The following is a 26211-nucleotide window of genomic DNA, read 5'->3' on the forward strand; positions in this document are numbered from 1 at the left end:
ATCGTGTTAAGTCTATCATGATAGATACAAAAAGAGCTGCACAAGGCAGCTCTTTCATTATGCGTTATTGCTATTAGCTATAGCATTAACCGGCTGGGTACAAGTAATTTGATTGAATACCTAGCGGTAGGCCAACAGTCCAATAGATAAGTAGGAAGGTTGTCCAAATGATAAGTAAGCTCACACTGAATGGCAGCATCATAGAAACCAATGTTCCAATACCTGTATTTTTCACGTAGCGCTGACAGTAAACAACGACCAGTGGGAAATAAGGTAGTAGTGGGGTAATTATGTTACTTACGGAATCGCCAACACGGTAAGCCGCCTGAGTAAGGTCGGGTGAAATACCAAGTTGCATAAGCATCGGTACGAAGATAGGTGAAATAAGCAACCATTTAGCACTTGCTGAGCCCACAAATAGGTTAATTACTGCAACCAGTAAAATAATACCGATAAGTGTAACTGGCCCTGGAACGCCCAAGCTTCCAAGGAAGTTAGCGCCTTTCATTGCAATAAGAATACCGAGGTTTGAGTCGCCAAAAGCCTTGATAAATAATGCGCAGAAAAATGCCATAACGAGGTAATAAGCCATGGTTTCCATGGTTTTTGACATCGCCATAATGATGTCTTTTGACTCTTTAAATGCGCCAGACACATAGCCGTGAACGATACCTGGTGCCCAGAACAGCAAGAAGATAAGCGGTACGATTGACTGCATAAGTGGTGCGTCAAAAGCTGCAATTTCACCAGAAGGAGAACGAAGCGCTGAAGTTTCAGGCCATACAGCTGCAACAAGTAAAACCACGCCTAGTAACATAGTTAGACCACCAGCACGGAATGCTTTGCGGTCTTGTGCACTCACTTCTTCAATTTCAGGCATGTCATCTTTGTCACCGTCGATTTCTACCCCTTTTAAGCGAGGCTCAACAATCTTGTCGGTGATATACCAGCCCACCAATACAACGACAATTGAAGACAGACCTGTAAACATCCAGTTATTAAGTGGATTGAGGATAATGTCTGGATCGTATAACTGAGCTGCGGTTTGCGTAATGCCTTGTAGCATTGGGTCGATAGCACTTGGTACAAAGTTGGCACTAAAGCCCCCTGAAACACCGGCAAATGCTGCAGCGATACCTGCTAGCGGGTGTCTGCCGGCAGCATAGAAGATAATACCGCCTAGAGGAATAACCAATACATAACCTGCGTCTACAGCCGTGTGGCTCACAATAGCAACAAGGATAAGAAGCGGTGTAAGTAGGAATTTCGCGGTATTATTTAAAAGCAACTTAATGGCTACATTAATAAAGCCACTGCGCTCTGCAACACCAATACCCAGCATTGCAACAAGTACAACACCTAACGGCGCAAACGAAGTAAAGGTAGTTACCATGCTTGCTAAGAACTGTGCTAAAGCGTCAGGTGCAAGTAGGTTGTTTACAACGATTGGCGCGCCTGTTCTTGGGTCGGCTTCGCCATAGCTGAACTGTGAAAAGATTAAACTTAGAATCCAGACTATGACCAATAGGCCTGCGAACATAACTGCAGGGTCTGGGAGTTTGTTTCCGATGATCTCAACGCGATTGAGAATGCGGTTGAGGAGGCCGTTTTGGTTATCGGCCTGAGCATTATTTTGACTCATTGTTGTTCCCCGTGTTTACGCACGTGTTTTTATATAATGAATTCAAATTCCCTTCGAAATGTATGTGCACATTTCGAAGGAAACGCTAACTAAGAAGCCTAAGAATACATGGAACACCGCTTAGGGGGTAGGGGAAAACACAATTTTGTCGATTAGAAGCTGAATCTTGCGCCGATTCCCCAACTAGAGCCTGAATATACCTCTTCGAATGTCACTCCGAGAGAGAATTGTGGGCTGAAGTACCACCAGCCAGAAGCTACGGCGCCAGAGTCAGAAGGTGCGTTGTCAAAGTTGATATAGCGATAACCCAAACGAGTTTCAAATACCTCAAATCTATTCCTGAAGCTAGTATTTAGAGTGTAGAAATCCATACCGCTTCCGAATAAGTTACCACCGTCGGCTAGTCGGCCAATAGAGGCAGAAAAGTCCATGGTTACGCCGTCAGCTATGGTGAAATACTTACCCACCCCTGCGTCGTAAAGCGACTCTCTTCGTGAGCCTCCACCAACGACTCTGTAACTAGAGTTTTGGTAACGGCCAAACACAAATAACTTGTGGTTGAGCTCATATTCCGCGTCAAAAAATATACCGCTCTCACTGCGGCTACTGTCTAAATATGTGGCATTGATATGCGTATAGTTAGGTTGGCTCATGCTTACGGCTTTTGCCGGTAGTGCAATGGTAGTTGCAGCAGCGATTGTGACTAAAGGTAATAGCTTGATAAGTTGACGCATGAATAACACTCCCTTTTCTATTTGTCGTGGCCGAGTATACCATTCCCAATCGTCAAAAAAGTCCAGTTTGCCGAATTTTTGCGTTTCAAATTGTTGCTTTGTGTTAGCATTTTTACAAAATCGATAAGGTTGGTAAAACTATGAAAACAACAATGAAGTTATCTGTTTTAGTGAGCACTATTTTATGTGGTGGCTTGCTGACTGTTCCTTTGCACGCGATAGAGCGTGAAGATATCCGAGTTAGTGCAGTAGATGCTCCTCGCTACATCTCTTTGGGGGAAAGTGAACATACTCAAGCGCTTCGTGACAGTATTGCCTCGCAATACTTTGGCTTATTGGCACAAGGTCAAGAGCTTTCAGGGATTTCGGGTGCTACTCCGTCCGTTGCTGTATTACAGCTTCCAGTAGGCACTCAAAGGTTTACTCAAGGGGCTCTTGAAGTTGAAGGAGCTGAAAACGTGAGCTTCTATTTGAATGGCGAACGTTTAACGAGTCAGAACGGAACGGTAGACCTAGCTTTGCCAACCGGTGACCATTTATTGACTGTGTTGGCTGAGGGTATTGAGCAATGGTCTAGCGTTGATATGGATTGGCAAGGTAAGGCAGACCATGATGTTATTGACACTAGCTATCAAACGGAAGTTCGATTAGGACAAACCCACTCTTTTGACGCCCCGACGGCAACCGTATTTGCTGCATCCGCAGACGGAAAATATCTAGTCTGGAGAAAGCAGAGCTTCGGACATGAAACGGGAAATAATGCCCAAAACGAACTTGAGATTGTAGACACGACAACAAATCGTACTGTTTATCGTTGGAATCAAGCCAGCGCTCATAGTTTTGCATGGCACCCAGATCAGAACACTTTGGCTTTCATCGATGGCGGTGTAGTTCATCTTCTTGACATTCAAAGCATGAACTTGCGTAGCTTAACTTCTTCATTGGAAAGTATTGGCGGACTTCATTGGTTGGGTAACGACCAGTTGCTCTTTAGTTGGCGTAAAGCTGGAGAGCAAGACGGTGATATGGTCAAACGTTACCGAGCTCTTGAAGATCGTTGGTCTTATTTCCGCGACAATAGCCAGATTTACCTATTAAACACCCAAACAAAACTTATATCGCAAGTGTCGGACTCCTCAGTAAGTACAAGCTTAGAGTCTGTGCATGGCAGCGGCGACCGTATTTTGGTTAGCAGAAGTGTTGTCGATTACCGAGAGCCCGCTCACTATTTAGTTGAACTTTATGAATTGGCGTTAGCTACGGGTGAAGAAACTCAAATAGGCCAATATCGTACTTTTAACCAAGCGATGTACATGGGTGACGACATTTATGTTGTTGCGGGACCTGAGTTTGGTAACGGAGCAGGAAGAAACTTGCCTGAGGGTATGCTGGCAAACAATTATGACGGTCAGTTATACCGCTTAAATGGAAGCAGTGTTGAGCCCTTGAGCCTTGAGTTCGATCCGGCTATCGGTAGCATTGAAAAGTTAAGTGACAACCATTTATTGCTCGACGTAACAGACAAGGACACTTCTCAGTTGTATGTGTTTGACACAGAACAGCGCCAGTTTGAGAAATTAGCGACAAATATGGATGTGGTAAGCACTTACGCTTTGTCAGCAAACAATAAAGAGCGTATCTATTTTGCGGGTACTGATGCGACACAACCCAGCCGCATGGGCGTTGTAGGTGTTAATGGTTCAAATCCTGAAATTCTGTGGGACAGTGCTGATACGCATTATGCGCAGGTAAACATTCATGATATTCGTGAGTGGAACTTCGAAAATGAACGTGGCGATACCATTCACGGTCGTATTTATTTACCGCCAGAGTTCGATCCCTCGGCTCAATATCCTGCTTTAGTCTATTACTATGGTGGAACTTCGCCTGTACAAAGAGCATTCACTGGCCGCTACCCGTTTAATCAATGGGCCGCTCAGGGATATGTGGTTTATGTGTTGCAACCTAGTGGCGCAACAGGTTTTGGTCAAGAGTTCTCGGCTCGGCACGTGAATGCTTGGGGGGAATATACCGCTAATGAAATTATTTACGGTACGGAGCGCTTTCTTGAAGCTCACAGCTTTGTAGATCCAGAAAGAGTAGGCCATTTAGGTGCTTCTTATGGCGGCTTTATGACCATGTTATTAGCTACCATGACAGATATTTACAGTGCTTCTATGTCGCATGCTGGTATTAGTAATATTACGTCGTACTGGGGCCAAGGCTGGTGGGGGTTCCTCTATTCTGGCGAGGCAAGCAAAGGTTCATTCCCGTGGAATAACGAGGAGCTGTACACGCAAAGAAGCCCTATCTATCATGCTGATCAAGTTACCGCCCCAATGCTGTTAATTCACGGAGATGCTGACACAAATGTTCCTCCAGGGGAAAGTCACAATATGTATACGGCATTGAAGTTGCTCGACAAAGAGGTTGAACTCGTAGAGTTCCTAGGGGCTGACCATCATATTATTTATCGCGATGAACGCTTCCGTTGGTGGGATACCTATATGGCGTTTTTCGATAAACATTTGAAAGACGAGCCGCAGTGGTGGGATTACTTGTACCCTGAAGCCGAGTAACCGATCTCTTGCTTAGAGTGAGTTTACCTATACAACCCCAATACGTTCTGCCACCTGTTATGGTGGCAGTTCTATTACTGTTGCTGTTTTGGTTGCCCGACAGTTGGAAGCTACATTTTGTATTTGTGCGTTCAGACATCGAGGCAGGGGAATGGTGGCGAATCATTACCGGCCAATGGATGCACTGGCGGTTCTCTCATCTTGCTTTCAATATTGCGGGGATTGCGATGATTTGGTTTTTGTTCGCCGAACATGCGCCGACGCGAAGGTACCTGCTCTTACTCGCTGTCACTACAATCGGCTGCATGCTGGGAACATATTTGTTTGCAGATAGTATTACCCAATACGTAGGTTTCTCTGGCGCGTTATACGGAATGTTTGCTTGGGGGGCTGTCCGTGATATTCGCGCCAAACGGTATTTGGCTTGGTTATTACTCGCCATTATTTTGGGTAAGGTTTCGTTCGACTACTTCGTTGGGCCTATGAGTTTAGGCTCCACAAATGCAGATGTTTTAGCGACGCCGACACACTTCTTTGGCGTGTTAAGCGGTATAGCGCTAGCGCTTATACAGCGTACTCCCAGTGTTCATAAGCACCCAGCTAGTTAATATATATTTGTCATTACTTTTTGGTGTAGTGCCTCTATGGGTGTGAGTGAAATAGGCTGGAGCAATAACCATCCGGCCCTTCTTGGGCTTTATCTGCCTATCCTGATAGTAGAAGTCTGTTGTTCCACCGTCTTCTACATCATTCAAGTAGTACATAAACAGCAATGTGCGGTGTAAAGCTTCAACGCTTTGGGGTTGCGGGTAAACCTCGCAATGCCAGTAGTTGTAGTTACCTATACCTGCACGATACCTCTGTGCTTGAATGCTCCCCAGTCTATAGAGAAGCTTCATGTACGACTCTTCCTGTCCTTTCGCAACGTCATGGAAGTTTTCGTGCGTTAGGTTCACGACTTTACCTGACCCGGGGTCTTTAACCTTTAAGGCTACTGGCGCAATAAGGCCGAAATGGTATTTCTTAAAGTACGACAATACATGTTGCGCAGTCGTCGCTCGAATATGTTGCAGCGCCGCTTGGTACTCCTGATGCTGATCTAGGTACAAGTCATGACTTACCTTTTTATCTTGCTCTACTCCTGCGCCAGTTCTCCCCTCAACTAAATGAGGGGACTGGTCAAAGGTTTGAATGAATTGATCGCAAAAATCAGCCGGTAAGGCATTATCTATAACTTCTATAAAATCTTGCATGTTATTGGCTGGCGCTTTGGGAGATGGTGCATTGACCATTCACTAATTGTACCGTTGGTTCGGGCATTACTTCGCAAGTAGACATTAGGCCTTCTTGCTCATTAAGTTCAGCCGATAGCGCGTTGTAGCGTTGTGCCAGCATTTCTAAAGTTGCTTGGTCACTCGTTATCGTTGAGTAAGCTAAATATCGCGCTGGTCCACCGCATGGACGTTGTCCGACAGGAAGTACCTTACATTGACTTAACTCGCTTGCTTTGGCCGCACCAATTTCGTTTAGTATGGCGCTCATCAGGTTTTCTTGGTTGTCCTGAGTGACAACACCTGGTTTACCCATATTGGATGGCCCTTCTTGGGAGCTTATTGCACAAGCGGTTAAAGCGAGAGTTGCGCCAAGCAGGGTAGCTAGGTTGATGGTTTGTTTTACCATTTGTTTCATAACAAGCTGTTTCATATTGCCTTCCTTAATCTTTGGCTTTTTTCATTATTTCATTGATTGTATGTGCACTTTTTTGAGGATGAAAGGGTATTTAAAATTCTTTAGCAAAAACGCTGCTTCATTCCTTTCGTATTGGGCTGTTTAACTTGTATAAAACCTACAGTAGTTATAGGATCACAAGGTTATTTTTGAAGTTAATAAAGGCAAAACAATGAGCTCTATTCCTCATGTAAATGTTGGTTTATACGACCAAGATTTTGACAGATTTGTACGTGAACTTGGTGAAGGTTACGAAGAAAATGGATTCGTGGCTTTAACTAGTCATGGTATTGCTGCCGAAAAAATTCACGGTGCTTTAGACACAACGCGTGAGTTGTTCGATTTACCTGAAGACGTGAAAATGCAATATAAGTCCCCACAAGGCGGTGCGCGTGGCTATACGCCGTTTGGAACAGAGATTGCGAAAGACTCTGAGCACGTTGACCTAAAAGAGTTCTGGCATGTGGGAAGAGAGATTGAAGGTGAAGCGCCACACGAACAGTTACTTCCTAACATTTGGCCAAAAGAGCTACCTCAATTTAAAGAGAGAATGTTGGAGCTATACCAAGAGCTAGACGCTTTGGGTAATCGTGTTCTGGAAGGTATTGCTGTTTATTTAAAGCAGCCGCGTGACTACTTTAAACAGCGTGTAAACTTGGGTAACTCAATTCTACGCCCATTACACTACCCACCGATTGTTGAGGAAGGCACACCGTCTGTTCGCGCAGCTGCGCACGAAGACATTAACGTGATCACCTTGTTAGTGGGTTCTCGCGAGCCAGGCTTAGAAGTATTGTCGAAGTCAGGCGCTTGGATTCCAGTGACCATTTTAGAGGGCGCTATTATTTGTAACGTGGGCGATATGCTACAACGTTTAACTAATGGTGTATTGCCTTCGACTACGCACAGAGTGGTTAACCCGCCTGCACCTCATAACAAATCATCGCGTTATAGCATTCCGTTTTTCCTACACTTTAATTCTGACGTTGTGATTGACGCGTTGGACAGCTGTGTGAGTGAAGAAAACCCTAAAAAAGAAGAAGCGATTACTGCGGACGATTACTTGAACGAACGTTTGCGCGAAATCGGTTTACTTAAGTAATGAGTTTACTGGGTCGCTTAGTTTGGATTTTAATCAAGCGATCACGGGTTGGAAAATGTGAGCCTCTCGAAAAACTTCGAGTGCGCTCACGTGTCATGCCTCATGATCTTGATTTAAATTTCCACGTCAACAATGGTCGCTACCTTACTTTTGCAGACTTAGGGCGAATGGACTGGTTTATTCGAACCGGTTGCTTTCAAGCTGCAAGAAAAGAAAAGTGTATGCCGGTTATTGGCGACGTAACTGCACGCTTTATTCGCCAGCTGAAAGCGTTTGACCGGTTTTATGTAGAAACCGAGCTATTGGGTTGGAGCGAAAAGTGGGCGTACATTCAACATACTATTCTAGATAAGCAAAACAGGCCAGCGGCTATCGTGGTTGTGCGGGGAATGTTTTGGAGTAAAGAAAAGGGTGGTATGAAGCCCGTAGACTTACTTGCTGCAACAGGAAACCATAGTTTAACCTCTCCGGAGTTACCTGAGTGGGTACAGAAGTGGGAAGACAGCTTGAATACTTTGTCTGCGAGTTATAAGAAAAAATAGCTTACTTAGCTTGTTGAATGAAAATAAAAAACCCAGCCGAAGCTGGGTTTTTTGTACGTATATATTGAGCTTAATTAAGCTGCGTCTTTGGCTTCACTTTCACCAGACTTTCCTGCAAGCAAGTAGTCGTGGTCGAAGTCATCAACGTTGATCACTCTCAAGCGGCCTTGTTCAGCACGTTGAAGCAATGCAACTTCTTCGTCGTTCAGTACGCCTAGTTCTTTACCTTGCGCTGCTACTTCTTCCAAGCGAGTGAAAGACAAGCGTTTGCCTGCAGCTTTCTCTACTTTTGCATGAAGAGGTTCAGCTGCAATAATGTCTTTAAGCACGGTTTCAAGGTAACCAAATGGTGCGTCTTCAGACAAGCATTGGCCTTCACCTAAACGAGAGCGAACGTCATTTGGCTCCATTAAGATTCTTGAAATCTTGTGTTCAATTACGTCTGACGGAGCTTTTACAAAGCGACCGAACGGATAAGTAACTAAACGTAAGAAGCTACCTACAACACCAAAGTTGTTGTACAGAGCACGCTGGCTTTCTTGTAGCTTGTTCATTGAGTCTTGCATCGCCCAGTGTACGAATGGAAGGTCTTCTTTTGGACGACCATCGTCTTCAAAGCGCTTCAATACCGCCGAACCAATGTACAAGTAACTTAGCATGTCACCTAGACGTGCAGAAATACGTTCTTTACGTTTCAGTTCACCGCCAAGTACGCCCATAGCAACGTCTGACATTAATGCTAGGTTGCTGCTAAAGCGTGTCATTTGTTTGTAGTATTTCGCTGTTGAGTCTTTCGCAGGTGCGTGGCTGAAATGGTAACCACCTAAACCTAACCATAGTGAACGCACGAAGTTACTCATTACGAACCCGATATGGCCAAATAGCGCCTTGTCGAAACGACGTAATCCTTCAGGACCTTTCACGGCTGCTGCTTCCATTTCCTCAAGTACATAAGGATGGCAGCGAATAGCGCCTTGACCGTAAATCATCATGTTACGAGTAAGGATGTTTGCGCCTTCAACCGTAATAGCGATTGGTGTGCCTTGGTAACCGCGTCCAAGATAGTTGTTTGGGCCCAAGCAAATACCTTTACCGCCGTGAATGTCCATCGCGTCGTTCATCACTTCACGAAGTTTCTCGGTCATGTGGTATTTTGCGATAGCAGAGATAACTGAAGGTTTCTCTCCTAGGTCGATACCACCCGTAGACATCTTGGTTACAGAGTCCATTAGGTAAGCATTACCACCAATACGTGCCATCGCTTCTTCAACACCTTCCATTTTTCCGATTGGAAGTTTGAATTGGCGACGAATGCGCGAGTATGCACCGGTAACAAGCGCGATTGATTTGGCACCACCAGCGCTGTTCGAAGGTAGTGTAATAGCACGACCAACTGACAAGCACTCTACTAGCATTCTCCAGCCTTTACCGGCCATGTCTTTACCACCAATAATGTAATCGAGTGGGATAAAAACGTCTTTGCCGCGAATAGGACCGTTATGGAAAGGTACATTTAATGGGAAGTGGCGGCGGCCAATTTCCATACCTTTCGTGTCGCGAGGAAGCAATGCAGCAGTAATACCCAAGTCTTCAGTATCGCCGATTAGGTTTTCTGGGTCGTACAGTTTAAATGCTAAGCCTACAACAGTAGCAATAGGTGCAAGGGTAATGTAACGCTTATTGAAGTTAAGCTTGATACCTACGATTTCTTTACCTTCCCATTCACCTTTGCAAATTACGCCAGTGTCTGGGATAGCACCTGCGTCTGAACCTGCTTCTGGGCTGGTAAGGGCGAAACAAGGAATTTCTTCACCCGTTGCCAAGCGTGGAAGGTAGTGTTGTTTCTGCTCTTCAGTACCGTAGTGTTGAAGTAATTCGCCCGGACCTAAAGAGTTCGGTACACCTACAGTACTTGCCAAAATAGTTGAATGGCCAGCAAGCTTTTGCAATACGCGAGATTGCGCGTAAGCAGAAAACTCTAATCCACCAAATTCTTTCTTGATGATCATCGCAAAGAATTTGTTGTCGCGAAGGAACTGCCATACTTCTGGCGACATATCTGCAAGTTCATGGGTCGACTCCCAGTCGTCCATCATTTTACAAACTTCTTCACACGGACCGTCTAAGAACTCTTGTTCTTCTTTAGATAAGCGAGGAGCAGGGAAGGTATGTAGCTTCTTCCAGTCTGGCTTGCCACGGAAAATTTCGCCGTCCCACCAAACAGTACCTGCTTCGATAGCGTCGCGTTCGGTTTGTGACATCTCAGGCATGATTTTGCGATATACCTTAAGAATGCCGCCCGTAAATAAAGCGCGACGAATAGGGGTGATGAGTAGAGGCAATAGAAGCACGCCTGCAATTACCCAAGGAACCCATAGGAAAATATCTAATGTTGTACCAATAGCTAACATGACAGCAGTACCTGCTGTGAAGGTTAGCAATGACACACGATGGTAGGTTAGTGCGCCTAGCACGATTAATGTAGCTAAACACCAGATTAGGACACTCATTGTTATACTCCTGAATTCGAGGTCTGACCAGTTGCCTTCAAGGTAGATCAAATCTACCTGTTTTGCAAGTTCAAAATCGATGAACTAAACACTAAAAGATATGTCTATCAATACATTCGAGCTTATGAGAAAGTTCACTTTGTGTCCGATGTAGTAGCTGGAGAAAAGTAGTCTGTGGGTACACTAATTCTGAATTCCGTACGAAAAATTGCCGCTAGGGTGATGTTACTCCCTGCGCAGGCTTTCGCCCTGGGCCTTATGATGTTTGCGCTGTCACCACCTCTAGTGGCAGATGAGTCTGTTACTGCGGAAGTGAATCAGCCTTATGTTGCTCATTACGAAGTGACTCGCCGGGGACGTTCTCATGGTGAGGCCATCCGTCGTTTAGAATTATTGGAAAACAGTCAATATCGCTACTACACGGAAACAGAAGTTTCCTTTTTGTTTTTGTCTGATCGACGTGTACAAATTACAGAGTTTGAGTTCGTGCAAGGTCAAATTCACCCTCTAGTGTATGAATATGAGCGCACAGGAACAGGGAGTGACGATCAACTTACTTATGACTTCGCAGAACATTCGAATGAGCAAAATATTCTAGATGCCAACTCTGTGCTCCATCAATTACAGCTCGGCTTGGCGAATGGCCAGTCTGAATTCGAGTTTGACGTACTCAACGAGCATGGAGAAAGAGAAACGTACCGCTTTGAAGTTATGGGAGATGAAACGGTTAGTGTGCCTTATGGAACGCTAGACACGTTAAAAGTTGCTCGAGTGCGTAACTCTCAGCGAAGAGAAACTTACTTTTGGTTTTCGCCGTTGTTGAATTACTCTCTGGTGCAGATGCAACAAATCAAGGAAGGGAAGGAGCAAGCTAAGCTGTCTCTGAAGTCGATACAGCTTAGCGCACTCCAGGAGTCTTAGTCTGCAGCGTAACCTTGTGGCCCTAACAGCGTGCCGTCTAAATGTGCGCCTTGCTCGGTAAGTTTCAGCCGTCCCTCGCATACCCACTTCAGTACAAGTGGGTATATGCGATATTCCTGCTCGTGAACACGTTCTTGCAGGTCTTCAACAGTGTCGCCAGCAAAGATTGGGATTTGTGCTTGCAGCACTACAGGCCCACCGTCTAGTTCTTCACTCACAAAATGCACGCTCACGCCATGAATATCGTCACCGGCGTCTAAAGCTCTCTGGTGTGTATTAAGTCCTTTGTATTTGGGTAACAAAGAAGGGTGGATATTGAGCATTTTACCTGAGAAGTGACGAACCAAATCAGCGGTAAGAATGCGCATGAATCCAGCAAGTACAATAACGTCTGGTTGATAGCTGTCGATAAGCTGCGTTAATGCCTGGTCATAGTCTTCTCGTGTTGCATATTCTTTATGCGAGAGAACTTCGGTGTTTATACCCAGTTGCGCTGCTTTGTCTAAACCTTTTGCGTCGGGTTTATTACTAATCACGGCAACAACTTCACCTGGTATTTGTCCTTCTTGACAGGCCTCAGTTAAATTCACCATGTTGGTGCCTGAGCCTGAAATAAGAATAACGACACGCGCTAAGCTCATTCAGTAAACTCCACCGCTTCTTCCGCGTCATTACGGCTCTCAATGGTTCCGAGTACCCAAGCACTTTCGCCTTGGTCGTTCAGGAATGTTACGGCTTGTTCAGCTTGTTCGGCTGGAACTGCAATAACTAGTCCGACGCCGCAGTTAAAGGTTCTGAACATCTCGTCGCGAGCTATGTTGCCGTTTTCTTGTAACCAACTGAAAATTGTTGGCCACTGCCAACTATTCTTCTTAACAACAGCTTTTGTACCTTCAGGTAGCACACGTGGAATGTTCTCTTGGAAGCCGCCGCCAGTAATGTGAGAAATCGCGTTAACTTGAACGTTCTTGATAAGCTCAAGCACAGGTTTCACATAAATTTTCGTCGGCTCTAGCAAATGCTCTGCGAGAGTTTTCCCTTCTAAGTCTTGATTGATATCGGCACCAGAAACTTCTAATACTTTACGAATCAAAGAGTAACCATTTGAGTGCGGACCAGAAGAAGCCACGCCAATTAATTTGTCACCTGCTTTGACTTGAGTGCCGTCAATAATTTCGCTTTTTTCTACTACACCGACGCAAAAGCCTGCGAGGTCATAGTCGTCGCCTTCGTACATACCAGGCATTTCAGCTGTTTCACCACCAATGAGTGCACAGCCAGATTGCTGACAACCTTCACCTATTCCTGTGACTACGTCGGCTGCAACGTCTACATTTAACTTGCCGGTGGCATAGTAATCTAAGAAGAAAAGAGGCTCTGCGCCTTGAACGATCAGGTCATTCACACACATCGCGACTAGGTCGATACCCACTCCGCTATGTTGTTTTAAATCGATGGCCAATCTTAGTTTAGTACCGACACCGTCTGTGCCAGACACAAGCACGGGCTGCTTGTAACCTGTTGGAATTTCACAAAGAGCACCAAAACCACCAATATTTCCCATAACTTCTGGGCGGTGGGTTTTACGCGTAACGGTTTTGATTCGTTCTACAAGTGCATTTCCAGCGTCGATATCTACGCCAGCGTCTTTATAACTCAAGGAAGGTTTTTGCTCGCTCACGAGTTTGTCCTCAGCACAAAAGTGTCTTCTTGTCGCCCGACAGGCAGGATGTTTGATGTCGGGTGCGAATTCTACCACAATCCTATTCTGCATAAACGACAAATCCTGTTTTTTTATCTTTGTTCACTAGGAAAAGTGGTTCTGTGTCGTTGCAACCGCTAGGATAGTGAAAAGATAGCGCAGCAAGGAGCTTCTCATGGCACGTATTTTAGTACTGTATTATTCCAGTTATGGACACATAGAACGTATGGCTCAAGCTATTGCTGAAGGGGCTCAAGACGGTGGTGTAGACGTAGATATCAAACGAGTACCTGAGTTAGTGAGTAGCGAGATTGCGGAGAAGTCCGGTTACAAGCTCGAGCAAAGTGCGGATATTGCAAAGCCAGAAGATCTCAAAGATTACGATGGTGTTATTTTTGGGACGCCAACTCGCTTTGGCATGATGGCTTCGCAAATGAAAAATTTTTTAGACCAATGCGGTTCACTTTGGGTGAATGGGGACATGGTTGGGAAAGTAGCCGGTGTATTTACGTCTACCGCCACGCAACACGGCGGGCAGGAAGCTACATTACTCAATTTCCACACGGTGCTTTTACATTTGGGTTTCGTTATCGCAGGGTTGCCGTACAGCTTTAAAGGACAAATGGTTATCGATGAAGTGACTGGGGGAAGCCCTTATGGCGCAACAACCTTAGCTGGTGGCGATGGTAGCCGCTGGCCAACAGAAAATGAGCTGGCGGGGGCGAGATTCCAAGGGGAATACATTGCAAAGCTTGCGAGAAAACTTCAATAATATAGACATTAACTTGATGTATTTAACCAGAACGAGACTGATATGAGCGAATCATTGCCGAACTGCCCTAAATGCGACTCCCATTATGTTTATGAAGACCAAGCGTTGTTAATTTGCCCCGAGTGCGGTCATGAATGGAACCCGAGCGAGGTAGTTGGGTCTGATGAGGAAACCTTAGATATTAAAGACACTAACGGACAACCGCTAGTTGAAGGTGACAAAGTCACGTTGGCGAAAGATCTAAAAGTAAAAGGCACTTCACAAACACTTAAAGTGGGTACTAAAGCCGTTATTAAGAGACTTGTAGACGGCGACCACGATATCGACTGTAAGGTTGATGGTGTGGGGCCGATGATGTTGAAGTCTCAATTCGTTAAAAAGGCATGAGGTACTAAAAATGCGTATCAAATTGAAAGTTTTAGCGAGTCTTTGTGCACTAACTGTTGTGGCATGCAGTAGCTCCCCAACCGGCCGCGCAACGATTAACTTCATGAGCAGTGATCAGCTCAATGAAATGGGTCGTGCTTCTTTTACCCAAATGAAAGAAGAGGGCAATGTTACACAAGACCCGGAGTTAAATGCCTACGTACAGTGTATTACAGACCATTTAGTTGCTGTTTTGCCTCAGGAATACCGTGAATATGATTGGGAAGTTGCGGTATTTGAGGAAGAAACGGTTAACGCATTCGCATTACCTGGTGGCTACATGGGCGTATACACAGGAATGATACGACTGGCTGAAAACCAACATCAGCTCGCTGCGGTAATGGGCCATGAGATCGGACATGTGATGGCTGAGCATGGTGGTGAACGCATGAGCGGTAATATTCTAGTGTCTGCTGGATTGTTCGCAGCTGATTTAATCTTGTCTGATCGACCTTCAGAGCAACGGAACTTGATTATGGCTGGGTTGGGTGTAGGGGCTCAAGTGGGAGTGTTGCTTCCATTTAGCCGTACTCACGAGTCTGAAGCCGATGAAATCGGCCTTCAGCTTATGGCTGAGGCTGGGTTTGAACCTGGGCAGTCTGTTCGTTTGTGGGAACTGATGGCTGAGCGGTCACAAGGCAGTGGTCCAGAAATACTCTCTACGCACCCTGCGCCGGAAAGTCGTATCGAAGACTTAGGTGGGCAAGTTCCAAGTGTAATGCCGTATTACCAAGAACGAGCACAACAAGGTAGTTTGCCAAGCTGTGAAAAGCCGCAACTTGACTCGTTGAATACAGACTCAAAAGCGACAAGTAAATGATTAAAGTTGGTTTAGTGGGGGCAACGGGCCGAATGGGGCTACAAGTTGCCCAAGCACTCTTGGGGCATAAAGAAGCGCAGCTTGCAGCTGCTATAACACATAGCCAGTCGACTTCTTTAGGGAAAGAGATAGGCGCTTGTCTTGGCGTGCAAGCTGGGCATTCAGAGCCAGCAGGCCTTCAAATTACAGATCAATATTCAAGTTTGGAAGGTTGTGACGTGGTTATCGATTTTGCCGTTGCCGAGGGTTTGTCGGAACGTTTAAAAACTTACCAAGCAATGAATAAACCTGTAGTGCTTTGTACTACGGGGCTCTCTGAACAAGACACAAATGCTATTCATGAGCTGTCGGAGAGTTTGGCGGTAGTTTATGCAGCAAATACTAGTGTGGGAATCACGTTATTACGACACCTTGTGGAGCAGTCTAGTGCGATATTGGGAATAGACGCCGATATAGAAATTGTTGAGGCGCACCATACTCGTAAGAAAGACGCTCCATCGGGTACTGCATTGTTATTAGGGCAAGCCGCTGCTTCGGGAAGAGGCCAGGATTTGGCACAGGTGAGAGCTTTTGACCGTAATGGCGAGGATATGACGCATGAAAAAGGCTCAATTGGGTTTGCGTCGATTCGTGCTGGAGACATAGTGGGTGAACACACGGTTTACCTAGTTACAGGGTCGGAGAGACTAGAGTTAACCCATAGAGTGGCGTCTAGAGCGACTTTTGCAGAAGGTGCAATTAAGGCTGCGCAATGGCTTGCGGATAAATCTGCAGGAAATTACACCATGGAGGACGTTCTTGGGCTAGACGCAAAGCCGTGAATTTCGTACAATACTAACAATTTGCCGAACGCCGGCAAGCTAACTGTGTCAACGTTCCTTTTTGCGTTCAAAGTAATGTTTAAATAGCGAACGATTTGGCATTGGATACGGTGTTAAAACGGGGAAGTAAGTGCGAAACTTGCCCGTTTTTTTATGTTCGGAGGTTCCCTTGAGTATTCAAGCGAGCAAGACTGCACGCAAAGCAATTTTGGTACTCGCTGATGGCACTGTGTTTTACGGACGCGCAATAGGCGCCGAAGGACACGCCGTCGGAGAAGTCGTCTTCAATACAGCGATGACTGGCTACCAAGAAATTTTAACTGACCCTTCCTATTCAGAACAAATCGTCACCCTGACTTATCCCCACATTGGCAATTACGGCACTAACTCTCAAGACTGTGAATCAAATAGCGTATGGGCTAAAGCGCTCGTTATACGTGAAGAGTCTCCAGTAGCGAGTAATTTCCGTAATGAAATGCCTTTGGGAGAGTATCTAAAGTCGAATAATGTGGTGGGAATTGCGGATATAGATACCCGCAAACTCACGAACAGACTGCGTGAAACGGGTGCACAAAACGGTTGTGTATATACCTACGCCGCAGACGAAGAAGCTCCGGTAGATGAGGCACTGAAACACGCTAAAGCGTTTGGTGGACTAAGCGGCTTAGACTTAGCAAAAGTAGCTACGTGTGACAGCAGCTATCCATGGACAGAGGGCACTTGGACTTTGGAAGATGGCTTCCAAAAGCAACAAGATACTCAGTTCCATGTAGTTGCATACGACTTCGGTGTGAAGCTCAATATTTTACGTATGTTAGCTTCTCGCCACTGCCGCGTTACTGTAGTACCTGCTCAAACGCCTGCGCAAGATGTTTTAGACATGAATCCTGATGGGGTTTTCTTGTCGAATGGTCCTGGTGACCCAGAGCCGTGTGACTATGCTATTTCAGCAATTAAAACGTTCTTAGAGAAAGGTTTGCCGGTATTTGGTATCTGTTTAGGGCACCAACTGCTAGCAATAGCTTCAGGTGCAAAAACCAGCAAAATGAAATTTGGCCACCATGGTGCGAACCACCCAGTGGTAGACCTTGATTCGGGACGTGTGATGATTACCAGTCAAAACCATGGTTTTGCGGTGGACGAAGCTACGTTACCTGAAAACATGAAGGCAACACACAAGTCATTATTTGACGGTTCATTACAAGGTATTCATAGAACAGACAAACCTGCATTCGGTTTTCAAGGTCACCCAGAGGCAAGTCCTGGACCAAACGATGCTGCTCCGTTGTTCGATCACTTTGTTGAACTTATGAAAGCGCACCAAAAAGCCGCGGTTTAAAAAAAGGAAGCAATGTCCCTATGCCAAAGCGTACCGACATAAAAAGTATTCTGATTATCGGCGCCGGTCCAATTGTTATCGGCCAAGCATGTGAGTTCGACTATTCTGGTGCGCAAGCGTGTAAAGCGCTGCGTGAGGAAGGTTATCGCGTAATTCTTGTGAACTCGAACCCTGCAACGATTATGACTGACCCAGAAATGGCTGATGCTACTTACATCGAGCCTATTCATTGGGAAGTTGTAGAGAAAATCATTTCTATTGAAAAGCCAGACGCTATTTTGCCAACGATGGGTGGGCAAACAGCGTTGAACTGTGCGCTAGAGCTTGAAGAGCAGGGTGTACTTAAGAAATATGGCGTGGAAATGATCGGCGCAACGGCTGACGCTATAGATAAAGCGGAAGACCGGGATCGTTTTGACAAAGCAATGAAGGCAATTGGCTTGGAAACACCTCGTGCCGAGATTGCGCAAAGCATGGAAGAAGCATTTGGTGTATTAGACCGTGTTGGCTTCCCATGTATTATTCGTCCGTCATTTACGATGGGCGGAAGCGGTGGTGGTATTGCATACAACCGCGAAGAATTCGAGGAAATTTGTTTACGTGGTTTAGCGTTGTCGCGTACCAACGAATTACTTATTGACGAGTCGTTGATTGGTTGGAAAGAGTACGAAATGGAGGTTGTTCGAGACAAGAACGACAACTGCATTATTGTATGTTCCATTGAAAACTTCGACCCAATGGGTATTCATACGGGTGACTCGATTACGGTAGCTCCGGCGCAAACTTTGTCGGATAAAGAATATCAAATTATGCGCGACGCCTCGATGGCGGTACTACGAGAAATCGGTGTTGAAACCGGTGGCTCAAATGTGCAGTTTGGTATTTGTCCAGACACGGGCCGTATGGTGATCATTGAAATGAACCCGCGGGTAAGCCGTTCTTCAGCACTCGCTTCTAAAGCAACTGGATTCCCGATTGCTAAAGTGGCTGCGAAGCTCGCTGTGGGTTACACGTTAGATGAACTTGAGAACGAAATCACTGGTGGGAAAACACCTGCGTCGTTCGAACCTGCACTTGACTATGTGGTCACAAAGATTCCTCGCTTTAACTTTGAGAAATTTGCTGGCGCCAATGATCGATTAACCACACAAATGAAGTCTGTGGGTGAGGTGATGGCAATAGGCCGTAACCTACAAGAGTCGATGCAAAAAGCGTTGCGCGGACTTGAACTTGGTTCTTCGGGCTTTGATCCAATCGTGGAAGGTGAGGGTGAAGAAGCCAAGGCGCAAATTATTCGTGAATTGAAAGAGCCAGGGGCTGAAAGAATTTGGTATATCGGGGACGCGTTCCGGATTGGTATGAGCGTTGAAGATGTATTCAAACTTACTAAAATCGACCGCTGGTACTTAGTACAAATTGAAGAAATTATTGCGCTAGAAACCGAAATTAAAGAGCTTGGTTTAGCTGGCTTAGATGAACATGCAATGCGTCATATTAAACGCAAAGGGTTCTCGGATTTCCGTATCGCAGCTGTGCTAGGCGTTGCGGAAGACGAAGTACGTGAAAAGCGCCGTAGCTTAAATGTGCTCCCAGTTTATAAGCGTGTGGACACGTGTGCTGCAGAATTCGCCTCTGAAACTGCATACATGTATTCCACCTACGACGAAGAATGTGAGTCGCGTCCGTCGGACAAAGACAAAATCATGGTTATTGGTGGTGGTCCAAACCGAATTGGACAAGGTATTGAGTTCGATTACTGCTGTGTTCATGCCGCCTTAGCTATGCGCGAAGACGGTTACGAAACGATTATGGTGAATTGTAACCCTGAAACCGTGTCTACTGATTACGATACGTCTGATCGCTTATATTTCGAACCTATAACCCTTGAAGACGTTCTTGAGATTGTTCGCGTTGAACAACCTAAAGGGGTTATCGTGCAATACGGCGGTCAGACGCCGCTGAAATTGGCTCGAGCGTTGGAAGCTAACAATGTTCCAATCATCGGTACTTCTCCAGACGCTATCGATATGGCGGAAGACCGTGAACGTTTCCAAAGTGCAGTTAATAAACTGGGCTTGAAGCAACCAGAGAATGCTACGGTAACGGGCTTTGATGAAGCTATTAACGAGTCTCGCCGGATTGGCTATCCGCTTGTTGTTCGTCCGTCTTATGTTCTTGGTGGGCGTGCAATGGAAATTGTGTACGATGAGGCAGACCTGCGCCGCTACCTTACCGAAGCGGTTAAAGTTTCAAATGATGCTCCAGTTCTTCTAGACCGGTTCCTCGATAACGCAATTGAGGTAGATATCGATGCAGTTTGTGATGGCGACACAGTGCTTGTGGGCGGCATTATGCAGCACATTGAGCAGGCAGGGGTTCACTCTGGAGACTCAGCATGTTCATTACCACCATATTCACTGAGTGATGTGATTCAGTCTGAATTACGTGAGCAAGTGCGTAAGTTAGCTCATGAGCTTAATGTTCGCGGTTTGATGAACACGCAGTTCGCTATTCAAGACAATGAGATTTACCTCATTGAGGTAAATCCGCGAGCGGCACGTACTGTACCGTTCGTGTCTAAAGCTACTGGCGTTCCGCTAGCAAAAGTGGCGGCACGTGTAATGGCTGGGCAGTCTTTGAAAGAGCAGGGCCATGTTAGTGAAGTTATTCCTCCGTACTTCTCTGTGAAAGAAGTTGTGGTGCCATTTGCTAAATTCCAAGGCGTGGATCCAATTCGTGGGCCTGAAATGCGCTCTACCGGTGAAGTTATGGGTGTTGGTGAAAGCTTCGAAGAGGCTTACGCCAAGGCTAACTTGGGTTGTGGCCAAGCTTTACCTCGTCAGGGTAAAGCGTTGTTGTCGGTGAGACCAGGCGACAAACATCGTGTAATTGACCTAGCACGCGGACTGATTTCTTTAGGATTTTCTGTAGAAGCTACCCGTGGCACTGCTGCTGCATTGAAAGAAGCGGGTATTCAGTGTTCAGTAGTGAATAAACTACAAGAAGGCCGTCCAAATATAGTCGACGCTATTAAAAATGGTGAGTACAGTTATATTGTAAACACTGTGGAAGGCCGTCAGGCTATAACTGATTCTGTTTATATCCGTCGCGAAGCGCTGCTAAATAATGTAGTCTATACGATTACATTAAATGCTGGGTTTGCCACAGTGAAAGCGCACACGGTCGACGATCGCGCGCGTGTAAGCTCAGTTCAGGATTTACATAAGCGAGTGAAGGAAGTATGAATCAGATACCCATGACAGTTTCTGGCGCGGAAGCATTACGCGCTGAGTTAAAGCGTTTAAAAAGCGAAGAGCGCCCACGCATTATTGAAGCTATTGCGGATGCTCGCGAGCATGGTGATCTTAAAGAAAATGCTGAGTACCATGCTGCGCGTGAGCAACAGAGCTTCTGTGAAGGACGTATTCAAGAAATTGAAGCTAAACTTTCTAACGCTCAAATTATTGATGTAACTAAAATGGCTGAATCTGGCCGTGTTATTTTTGGTGTTACGGTAACCGTATATAACACCAAAACAGACGAAGAAGTTACATACCGTATAGTGGGTGACGATGAAGCGGATATTAAGCAAAACTTAATTTCTGTGAATTCACCTATTGCGCGTGCGTTGATTGGTAAAAGCGTTGATGACGTTGCTGTAGTAGGGACACCTGGCGGTGATGTTGAATACGAGGTGGTAAAGGTAGAACACCTTTAATCGCAACTTAATAAGCAGTAAAAAGCGGCTCAATGCGAATTGAGCCGCTTTTTTTATGCGCTGCTTTTATAAATTATTGGCCTAACAAGTTTCTTAATTCAGATATTTTTGAGGCCCGCTCACTATGAGTGCTTGGAACCTCATGGTTATATTCGGGTACATCCGGAAAAACTTCTTCAACGTTTTTACCGAGTATTTTTGCAATAGCCTCTGCTACACCTTTCGACTTTGCCTGACGTGCAACAACTTTAGATATTAGCGAAGGGCTCTTGTCCAGAGCTTCTGCCACCATTGTGAGGTCGTATCCTTGCGTGGCGAGCTCTTTTTTAATTTGATTTTTGTCCATTTTTGTAATTACATACTGACTCAAATGTGATTCAAATTCGACTCAAATGAAAGTAAAAATATTCAAATGAATAGTTCGGACACTAGACCATATAAGCAGGACGAAAGCAAATCTAAGACTGAGATGGACTTAGACACGGTGATGCGACGCTTAGAGATCATCGTGGGAAGTGATAAACAAGTAGATATTGTGCGTTGGTTAGGGGTGAATCTTTCGAGCATAAACAATTGGAAACGGCGTGGTACGGTTCCCTATAAAGCTATTGTTGAAGCATTGTTGGCACGTAATATCTCGTTAGATTCCTTTTTTGCTCCGAGCAATTCGTTACATGCACCTGAAGCATTGTTACTCCATGAAACTTTGAGTTACCACGGCAAGTCGGTGGAAGCCGAAAAGTCAGACGAAAGAACTCGTATTTTGCATGCGAGTCGTGCGAGTAGCGCGTTTTTGAAGCGTCATGGAATCGAAGAGAATAATGATACGCTAGCTCAGTGCGTAGAACTGTGGTTGTATGACGACGGAGAGTTGATGTCAGAAAAGAGGTTTCAAGAGACTGCTATTAGCCTCTTGAAACGTATGGAGAGCGTTACTTCGGAAGCTTAATCGTCGGCTCTTTTGCTGGACGATAGAACACAGCTACTTTACCGATAGACTGAACCAGGTTCGCGTTCAGGTGTTCGGAGATGGTTGCCTGAATAGCGTCTCGCATCTCTTTTTCTTCTGGAATTTTCACTTTAATTAATTCGTGATGCTCCAGCGCACCATCAATTTCAGCTAACACACCTTCAGTGAGTCCATTTCCGCCAAGTAAAACGACAGGTTTTAGTGGATGAGCTTGTGCTTTCAAAAATTGCTTCTGTTTGTTTGTTAGTTGAATCAATGTGTTTTCCTTACTTACCTTTTCGAATTGTTCAATATTCAAAGCGATTGTTCGATTTCCACTGCTTCTCTATTGAATTTACGATATTCTACCCTCATATCGATTAACGAGCTAGCCAAATACGATAGGTGCCCATGGGCAAGAAAAGAACAGCCAGCAGTAGACGTTGGTTAAAAGAGCATTTTGACGACCCTTTTGTGAAAAAAGCGCAAAAGCAGGGATTTCGTTCAAGAGCTGTATTTAAATTAGAAGAAATTCAGAATAAAGACAAAATTCTGAAGCCGAATCAGATCGTTGTAGATCTCGGAGCTGCTCCGGGTGGATGGTCACAATACGTTGCTTCGCTGCAAGATGGTAAAGGTGAAGTGATTGGCTGTGACATCCTTGAGATGGACCCTTTGCCGGGCGTTGATTTCTTGCAAGGTGACTTTCGAGAAGAAGCGGTTTTGAATGCATTATTGAACCGAATCGGCGGAAAAAACGTTGATGTAGTATTGTCTGACATGGCGCCGAATATGAGTGGAAACGAAGCGGTGGATATTCCGCGTTCCATGTATTTAGTGGAGCTCGCATTAGATATGTGCCATCAAGTATTGAAACCTGGCGGTGCTTTTGCGGTCAAAGTGTTTCAAGGCGAAGGATTCGATGAGTTTTTGAAAGCCGCAAGAGATGCTTTCAAGCAAGTTAAAGTGCGTAAACCCGACTCTTCTCGAGCAAGGTCTAGAGAAGTGTATTTGGTAGCGACTGGATACAAATTATAGTACCCTGCAAGGGATACGAAGTAGTGAGAGGTAAAAGCGTTGAGCGATATGGCGAAGAATCTAATTCTCTGGTTGGTCATTGCCGTTGTGCTAATGAGCGTGTTTCAAGGATTCAACCCGGGTGGAACAGATGCGAATTCATATGCGTACAGTGAATTTGTGCGCAGTGTTAACCGTGGTGATGTTCGAGACGTAACCATTAATGAGCCAAACCGTCTAATTACCGGTAGCATGCGTAGCGGTGAACAATTCCGTACGGTTATGCCGAGTCAAGACCCTGAGTTACTTAATGAGTTACTAACTCAAAGTAATGTACAGGTAAATTTTGTTGAGCCTGAAAAGCGCAGTTTATTAGGAACTATTTTTATTTCTTGGTTCCCAATGCTACTTCTTATCGCGGTGTGGATATTTTTCATGCGACAAATGCAAGGTGGCGGTGGCCGCGGTGCGATGTCGTTTGGTAAGAGCAAGGCACGCCTGATGAGCGAAGATCAAGTGAAAACCACTTTGACCGACGTAGCAGGGTGTGAAGAAGCGAAAGAGGAAGTTGCAGAGCTAGTCGACTTCCTTAGAGACCCTTCAAAGTTCCAACGCCTTGGTGGACGCATTCCGAAAGGTGTTTTAATGGTAGGCCCGCCAGGTACGGGTAAAACTTTGCTCGCGAAAGCTGTTGCGGGTGAAGCAAAAGTTCCATTCTTTACCATTTCTGGTTCAGACTTTGTTGAAATGTTTGTCGGTGTGGGTGCTTCGCGTGTTCGTGATATGTTCGAGCAAGCCAAAAAAGCTGCACCTTGCATTATCTTTATCGACGAAATTGACGCTGTAGGCCGTCAACGTGGTGCTGGTTTAGGTGGTGGTCACGATGAACGTGAGCAAACCTTGAACCAAATGCTGGTAGAAATGGACGGATTTGAAGGTAATGAGGGCATTATTGTTATTGCCGCGACAAACCGTCCTGACGTTCTTGATCCAGCATTACTTCGCCCTGGACGATTCGACAGACAAGTAACTGTTGGCTTGCCAGATGTGCGTGGCCGTGAGCAAATTTTAAAAGTTCACATGCGCAAAGTGCCATTGGCTGACGACGTAGAGCCAGCCCTTATCGCACGTGGTACTCCTGGTTTCTCAGGTGCTGATCTAGCAAACTTGGTGAACGAAGCAGCATTGTTCGCCGCGCGCGGTAATCAACGCATGGTTTCAATGACCGAGTTTGAGAAAGCGAAAGACAAAATATTGATGGGTGCAGAGCGCAAATCAATGGTGATGTCTGAGTCTGAGAAAGAAATGACGGCTTACCACGAATCGGGACATGCCATTGTCGGACGTTTAGTTCCGGAACATGACCCAGTGTATAAAGTTTCTATTATTCCTCGTGGACGTGCTTTAGGTGTAACGATGTACTTGCCAGAGCAAGACCGCGTGAGTCACAGCAAGCGTCACTTGGAAAGTATGCTTTCAAGCTTATACGGTGGTCGTTTAGCAGAAGCAATTATTTACGGCGAAGACGCAGTAACCACAGGTGCGTCCAACGACATCGAACGTGCGACTGATATTGCTCGCAAGATGGTTACTCAGTGGGGCTTATCTTCAAAAATGGGACCTCTATTGTATGCTGAGGACGATGATCAAGTATTTTTAGGTCGTTCTGTAGCGCAGAACAAACAGATGTCTGATGAAACAATGAAGTCTATTGATGCTGAGATTCGTGAAGTTATTGATAGAAACTACACCCGTGCTCAGCAAATTCTGGAAGAAAATATCGATATTCTTCATGCTATGAAAGATGCCTTAATGAAATATGAAACCATCGATGCGGCTCAAATTGATGACTTGATGGCACGACGCCCAGTTCGCGAGCCAGAGAGTTGGCACGATAAGAACGATGGTTCTTCTGAGGGCGACTCTGGTTCTGAGGTGCCTGTAGAAGCTGAGAAGCCGAAGAAGAAAAACGTTGGGCTCGATAAGCCTGGCGAAAATCCGGCAAGTTAAAAAATCACAATGCCCCGTTTTCGGGGCATTTTTTTGAGCATATAAGACTAGAGGAAGGTTTCATGCCAGTGTCTGCTTTTCCTATCGAAGTTATGGGTATTTTAAATGTTACGCCCGACTCGTTTTCAGACGGTGGAAGTTTTAACACAACAGACAAAGCACTGCGTCATGCAGAGAAGATGATTGCAGAAGGTGCGGATTGGTTAGATATTGGTGGAGAGTCGACCCGTCCTGGTGCGAAGGATGTTCAAGAGCAAGAAGAAGTTGATCGCGTACTTCCTGTGCTAGAAAAAATTCGCGATAATTTTGAGGTTAAGGTTTCGGTAGATACCAGTAAAGCCAAAGTCATGTCTGAGTCGATTCGAGTAGGCGTCGACATGATTAATGATGTGAGAGCATTGCGCGAAACTGGGGCATTAGAAGCAGTGGCAGATGCTGACTGTTATGTGTGCTTAATGCATATGATGGGGCAGCCAAGAGTTATGCAAGACAACCCAGAATATGAAGACGTTGTTTTAGAAGTGAAAGCTTTCCTAGAGGAGCGGGTGCGGGTCTGTGAGGCTGCGGGTATTTCTAAAAACCGCGTCATGATAGACCCTGGGTTTGGATTTGGAAAAACCGTAAGGCACAATTATCAATTACTGAATAAACTACAAGCCTTTCATGAAATGGATTTACCGATGCTTATTGGGCTTTCTAGAAAGTCTATGCTTGGCGCAGTGACTGATCGCGCTGTCGATGAGCGCTTGGCAGCCAGTTTGGCTGGAGCAACGATTTCAGCAATGAAAGGCGCAAAAATTTTAAGAGTACATGATGTTGCTCAAACCAAAGACATCGTTCAGGTGGTTATGGCAACAATAACAGGGGAATGTTAGAAGT

The 26211-nt window shown here is 45.4% G+C and carries 25 protein-coding genes; 16 read left to right on the forward strand and 9 right to left on the reverse strand.

The window, feature by feature from the left end; translation table 11 throughout:
• Window positions 1–85: 85 nt before the first annotated feature.
• Both EYQ95_RS01595 and EYQ95_RS01600 read right to left on the reverse strand, forming a co-directional pair.
• Window positions 86–1642, reverse strand: a complete 1557-nt coding sequence (locus EYQ95_RS01595; protein WP_111914528.1) for an AbgT family transporter — start codon at window positions 1640–1642, stop codon at window positions 86–88.
• A 152-nt stretch (window positions 1643–1794) separates the two neighbouring features.
• Window positions 1795–2376: a hypothetical protein gene (locus EYQ95_RS01600; protein WP_111914526.1), complete on the reverse strand. Its 582-nt coding sequence runs from the start codon at window positions 2374–2376 to the stop codon at window positions 1795–1797.
• A 152-nt stretch (window positions 2377–2528) separates the two neighbouring features.
• Here EYQ95_RS01600 and EYQ95_RS01605 point away from each other — a divergent pair, with 152 nt between their 5' ends.
• Together EYQ95_RS01605 and rrtA are read left to right on the forward strand one after the other, a co-directional pair.
• Window positions 2529–4955, forward strand: coding sequence for a S9 family peptidase (locus tag EYQ95_RS01605; RefSeq protein ID WP_165831931.1), 2427 nt, complete (start codon window positions 2529–2531; stop codon window positions 4953–4955).
• Between the two features lie 59 nt (window positions 4956–5014).
• A complete protein-coding gene (rrtA, locus tag EYQ95_RS01610) occupies window positions 5015–5563 on the forward strand; it encodes a rhombosortase (protein ID WP_111914523.1) in 549 nt (182 codons plus the stop codon).
• On the opposite strand, the gene EYQ95_RS01615 is transcribed toward rrtA, so the two are convergent.
• Together EYQ95_RS01615 and EYQ95_RS01620 are read right to left on the reverse strand one after the other, a co-directional pair.
• Window positions 5513–6247 carry a 2OG-Fe(II) oxygenase gene (locus tag EYQ95_RS01615; RefSeq protein WP_207916193.1) on the reverse strand — a complete coding sequence of 245 codons (735 nt, stop codon included), beginning with the start codon at window positions 6245–6247 and terminating at the stop codon, window positions 5513–5515. The genes rrtA and EYQ95_RS01615 overlap by 51 nt on opposite strands.
• Window positions 6210–6659 carry a hypothetical protein gene (locus EYQ95_RS01620; RefSeq protein WP_111914520.1) on the reverse strand — a complete coding sequence of 150 codons (450 nt, stop codon included), beginning with the start codon at window positions 6657–6659 and terminating at the stop codon, window positions 6210–6212. The genes EYQ95_RS01615 and EYQ95_RS01620 overlap by 38 nt, the downstream gene beginning before the upstream one ends.
• A gap of 196 nt (window positions 6660–6855) precedes the next feature.
• Here EYQ95_RS01620 and EYQ95_RS01625 point away from each other — a divergent pair, with 196 nt between their 5' ends.
• Both EYQ95_RS01625 and EYQ95_RS01630 read left to right on the forward strand, forming a co-directional pair.
• Entirely contained in the window at window positions 6856–7785 is a 930-nt protein-coding gene (locus tag EYQ95_RS01625; protein ID WP_111914518.1) for an isopenicillin N synthase family oxygenase, read from the forward strand.
• On the forward strand, window positions 7785–8327 hold the full coding sequence (locus EYQ95_RS01630) for a thioesterase family protein (RefSeq protein ID WP_111914516.1): 543 nt from the start codon (window positions 7785–7787) through the stop codon (window positions 8325–8327). The genes EYQ95_RS01625 and EYQ95_RS01630 overlap by 1 nt, the downstream gene beginning before the upstream one ends.
• A 74-nt stretch (window positions 8328–8401) precedes the next feature.
• On the opposite strand, the gene fadE is transcribed toward EYQ95_RS01630, so the two are convergent.
• Window positions 8402–10837 (reverse strand): acyl-CoA dehydrogenase FadE, encoded by a 2436-nt coding sequence (fadE, locus tag EYQ95_RS01635; protein ID WP_111914514.1) that lies wholly within the window; start codon window positions 10835–10837, stop codon window positions 8402–8404.
• Between the two features lie 174 nt (window positions 10838–11011).
• Here fadE and EYQ95_RS01640 point away from each other — a divergent pair, with 174 nt between their 5' ends.
• Window positions 11012–11758, forward strand: coding sequence for a DUF3108 domain-containing protein (locus tag EYQ95_RS01640; RefSeq protein ID WP_126266336.1), 747 nt, complete (start codon window positions 11012–11014; stop codon window positions 11756–11758).
• On the opposite strand, the gene purN is transcribed toward EYQ95_RS01640, so the two are convergent.
• Window positions 11755–12399, reverse strand: coding sequence for a phosphoribosylglycinamide formyltransferase (gene purN / locus EYQ95_RS01645; RefSeq protein ID WP_111914510.1), 645 nt, complete (start codon window positions 12397–12399; stop codon window positions 11755–11757). The genes EYQ95_RS01640 and purN overlap by 4 nt on opposite strands.
• Window positions 12396–13439: a phosphoribosylformylglycinamidine cyclo-ligase gene (purM, locus tag EYQ95_RS01650; RefSeq protein WP_111914509.1), complete on the reverse strand. Its 1044-nt coding sequence runs from the start codon at window positions 13437–13439 to the stop codon at window positions 12396–12398. The genes purN and purM overlap by 4 nt, the downstream gene beginning before the upstream one ends.
• A 196-nt stretch (window positions 13440–13635) precedes the next feature.
• On the opposite strand from purM, the gene wrbA reads away from it, so the two are divergent.
• The 7 genes from wrbA (at window position 13636) to greA (ending at window position 21356) form a co-directional block, all read left to right on the forward strand.
• On the forward strand, window positions 13636–14232 hold the full coding sequence (gene wrbA / locus EYQ95_RS01655; RefSeq protein ID WP_111914507.1) for an NAD(P)H:quinone oxidoreductase: 597 nt from the start codon (window positions 13636–13638) through the stop codon (window positions 14230–14232).
• Between the two features lie 42 nt (window positions 14233–14274).
• Window positions 14275–14619: a zinc ribbon domain-containing protein YjdM gene (locus EYQ95_RS01660; RefSeq protein ID WP_111914506.1), complete on the forward strand. Its 345-nt coding sequence runs from the start codon at window positions 14275–14277 to the stop codon at window positions 14617–14619.
• A 103-nt stretch (window positions 14620–14722) separates the two neighbouring features.
• Window positions 14723–15478 carry a M48 family metallopeptidase gene (locus EYQ95_RS01665; RefSeq protein WP_207916195.1) on the forward strand — a complete coding sequence of 252 codons (756 nt, stop codon included), beginning with the start codon at window positions 14723–14725 and terminating at the stop codon, window positions 15476–15478.
• Window positions 15475–16299, forward strand: a complete 825-nt coding sequence (gene dapB, locus EYQ95_RS01670) for a 4-hydroxy-tetrahydrodipicolinate reductase (protein ID WP_111914504.1) — start codon at window positions 15475–15477, stop codon at window positions 16297–16299. The genes EYQ95_RS01665 and dapB overlap by 4 nt, the downstream gene beginning before the upstream one ends.
• Window positions 16300–16474: 175 nt before the next feature.
• Window positions 16475–17638, forward strand: a complete 1164-nt coding sequence (carA, locus tag EYQ95_RS01675) for a glutamine-hydrolyzing carbamoyl-phosphate synthase small subunit (RefSeq protein WP_305792174.1) — start codon at window positions 16475–16477, stop codon at window positions 17636–17638.
• Between the two features lie 20 nt (window positions 17639–17658).
• A complete protein-coding gene (gene carB, locus EYQ95_RS01680; RefSeq protein WP_111914500.1) occupies window positions 17659–20883 on the forward strand; it encodes a carbamoyl-phosphate synthase large subunit in 3225 nt (1074 codons plus the stop codon).
• Between the two features lie 11 nt (window positions 20884–20894).
• Window positions 20895–21356, forward strand: coding sequence for a transcription elongation factor GreA (gene greA / locus EYQ95_RS01685; RefSeq protein ID WP_207916221.1), 462 nt, complete (start codon window positions 20895–20897; stop codon window positions 21354–21356).
• 73 nt (window positions 21357–21429) lie between these two features.
• On the opposite strand, the gene EYQ95_RS01690 is transcribed toward greA, so the two are convergent.
• A complete protein-coding gene (locus EYQ95_RS01690; protein ID WP_111914496.1) occupies window positions 21430–21702 on the reverse strand; it encodes a helix-turn-helix transcriptional regulator in 273 nt (90 codons plus the stop codon).
• Window positions 21703–21825: 123 nt separating this feature from the next.
• On the opposite strand from EYQ95_RS01690, the gene EYQ95_RS01695 reads away from it, so the two are divergent.
• Complete coding sequence (locus EYQ95_RS01695) at window positions 21826–22305, forward strand: helix-turn-helix domain-containing protein (RefSeq protein ID WP_165924682.1); 480 nt, start codon at window positions 21826–21828, stop codon at window positions 22303–22305.
• Here EYQ95_RS01695 and yhbY read toward each other — a convergent pair.
• A complete protein-coding gene (gene yhbY, locus EYQ95_RS01700; RefSeq protein ID WP_111914852.1) occupies window positions 22289–22579 on the reverse strand; it encodes a ribosome assembly RNA-binding protein YhbY in 291 nt (96 codons plus the stop codon). The genes EYQ95_RS01695 and yhbY overlap by 17 nt on opposite strands.
• Window positions 22580–22716: 137 nt before the next feature.
• Between yhbY and rlmE the strand changes: the two genes are divergently transcribed.
• From rlmE to folP, 3 genes are all read left to right on the forward strand, one after another.
• The gene (rlmE, locus tag EYQ95_RS01705) at window positions 22717–23343 is read left to right on the forward strand and encodes a 23S rRNA (uridine(2552)-2'-O)-methyltransferase RlmE (protein ID WP_111914492.1); all 627 of its coding nucleotides are present in this window, start codon (window positions 22717–22719) and stop codon (window positions 23341–23343) included.
• Window positions 23344–23382: 39 nt separating this feature from the next.
• Window positions 23383–25332: an ATP-dependent zinc metalloprotease FtsH gene (gene ftsH, locus EYQ95_RS01710; RefSeq protein ID WP_111914490.1), complete on the forward strand. Its 1950-nt coding sequence runs from the start codon at window positions 23383–23385 to the stop codon at window positions 25330–25332.
• Between the two features lie 62 nt (window positions 25333–25394).
• On the forward strand, window positions 25395–26207 hold the full coding sequence (gene folP, locus EYQ95_RS01715) for a dihydropteroate synthase (RefSeq protein WP_111914488.1): 813 nt from the start codon (window positions 25395–25397) through the stop codon (window positions 26205–26207).
• The last annotated feature ends 4 nt before the right edge of the window (window positions 26208–26211 follow it).

It is taken from the genome of Lysobacter sp. N42 (assembly GCF_004344885.1).

Bases quoted from the DNA above. Each gene is read 5' to 3' on its own strand.
- EYQ95_RS01615 (WP_207916193.1), bottom strand. From the start codon at position 6,247: ATGGTCAATGCACCATCTCCCAAAGCGCCAGCCAATAACATGCAAGAT.
- EYQ95_RS01690 (WP_111914496.1), bottom strand. From the start codon at position 21,702: ATGGACAAAAATCAAATTAAAAAAGAGCTCGCCACGCAAGGATACGAC.
- wrbA (WP_111914507.1), top strand. From the start codon at position 13,636: ATGGCACGTATTTTAGTACTGTATTATTCCAGTTATGGACACATAGAA.
- folP (WP_111914488.1), top strand. From the start codon at position 25,395: ATGCCAGTGTCTGCTTTTCCTATCGAAGTTATGGGTATTTTAAATGTT.
- greA (WP_207916221.1), top strand. From the start codon at position 20,895: ATGACAGTTTCTGGCGCGGAAGCATTACGCGCTGAGTTAAAGCGTTTA.
- EYQ95_RS01660 (WP_111914506.1), top strand. From the start codon at position 14,275: ATGAGCGAATCATTGCCGAACTGCCCTAAATGCGACTCCCATTATGTT.
- EYQ95_RS01665 (WP_207916195.1), top strand. From the start codon at position 14,723: ATGAGCAGTGATCAGCTCAATGAAATGGGTCGTGCTTCTTTTACCCAA.
- dapB (WP_111914504.1), top strand. From the start codon at position 15,475: ATGATTAAAGTTGGTTTAGTGGGGGCAACGGGCCGAATGGGGCTACAA.
- EYQ95_RS01600 (WP_111914526.1), bottom strand. From the start codon at position 2,376: ATGCGTCAACTTATCAAGCTATTACCTTTAGTCACAATCGCTGCTGCA.
- EYQ95_RS01595 (WP_111914528.1), bottom strand. From the start codon at position 1,642: ATGAGTCAAAATAATGCTCAGGCCGATAACCAAAACGGCCTCCTCAAC.
- fadE (WP_111914514.1), bottom strand. From the start codon at position 10,837: ATGAGTGTCCTAATCTGGTGTTTAGCTACATTAATCGTGCTAGGCGCA.
- EYQ95_RS01630 (WP_111914516.1), top strand. From the start codon at position 7,785: ATGAGTTTACTGGGTCGCTTAGTTTGGATTTTAATCAAGCGATCACGG.
- EYQ95_RS01625 (WP_111914518.1), top strand. From the start codon at position 6,856: ATGAGCTCTATTCCTCATGTAAATGTTGGTTTATACGACCAAGATTTT.
- rlmE (WP_111914492.1), top strand. From the start codon at position 22,717: ATGGGCAAGAAAAGAACAGCCAGCAGTAGACGTTGGTTAAAAGAGCAT.
- EYQ95_RS01620 (WP_111914520.1), bottom strand. From the start codon at position 6,659: ATGAAACAGCTTGTTATGAAACAAATGGTAAAACAAACCATCAACCTA.
- EYQ95_RS01695 (WP_165924682.1), top strand. From the start codon at position 21,826: ATGGACTTAGACACGGTGATGCGACGCTTAGAGATCATCGTGGGAAGT.
- purN (WP_111914510.1), bottom strand. From the start codon at position 12,399: ATGAGCTTAGCGCGTGTCGTTATTCTTATTTCAGGCTCAGGCACCAAC.
- EYQ95_RS01605 (WP_165831931.1), top strand. From the start codon at position 2,529: ATGAAGTTATCTGTTTTAGTGAGCACTATTTTATGTGGTGGCTTGCTG.
- rrtA (WP_111914523.1), top strand. From the start codon at position 5,015: ATGGTGGCAGTTCTATTACTGTTGCTGTTTTGGTTGCCCGACAGTTGG.
- carB (WP_111914500.1), top strand. From the start codon at position 17,659: ATGCCAAAGCGTACCGACATAAAAAGTATTCTGATTATCGGCGCCGGT.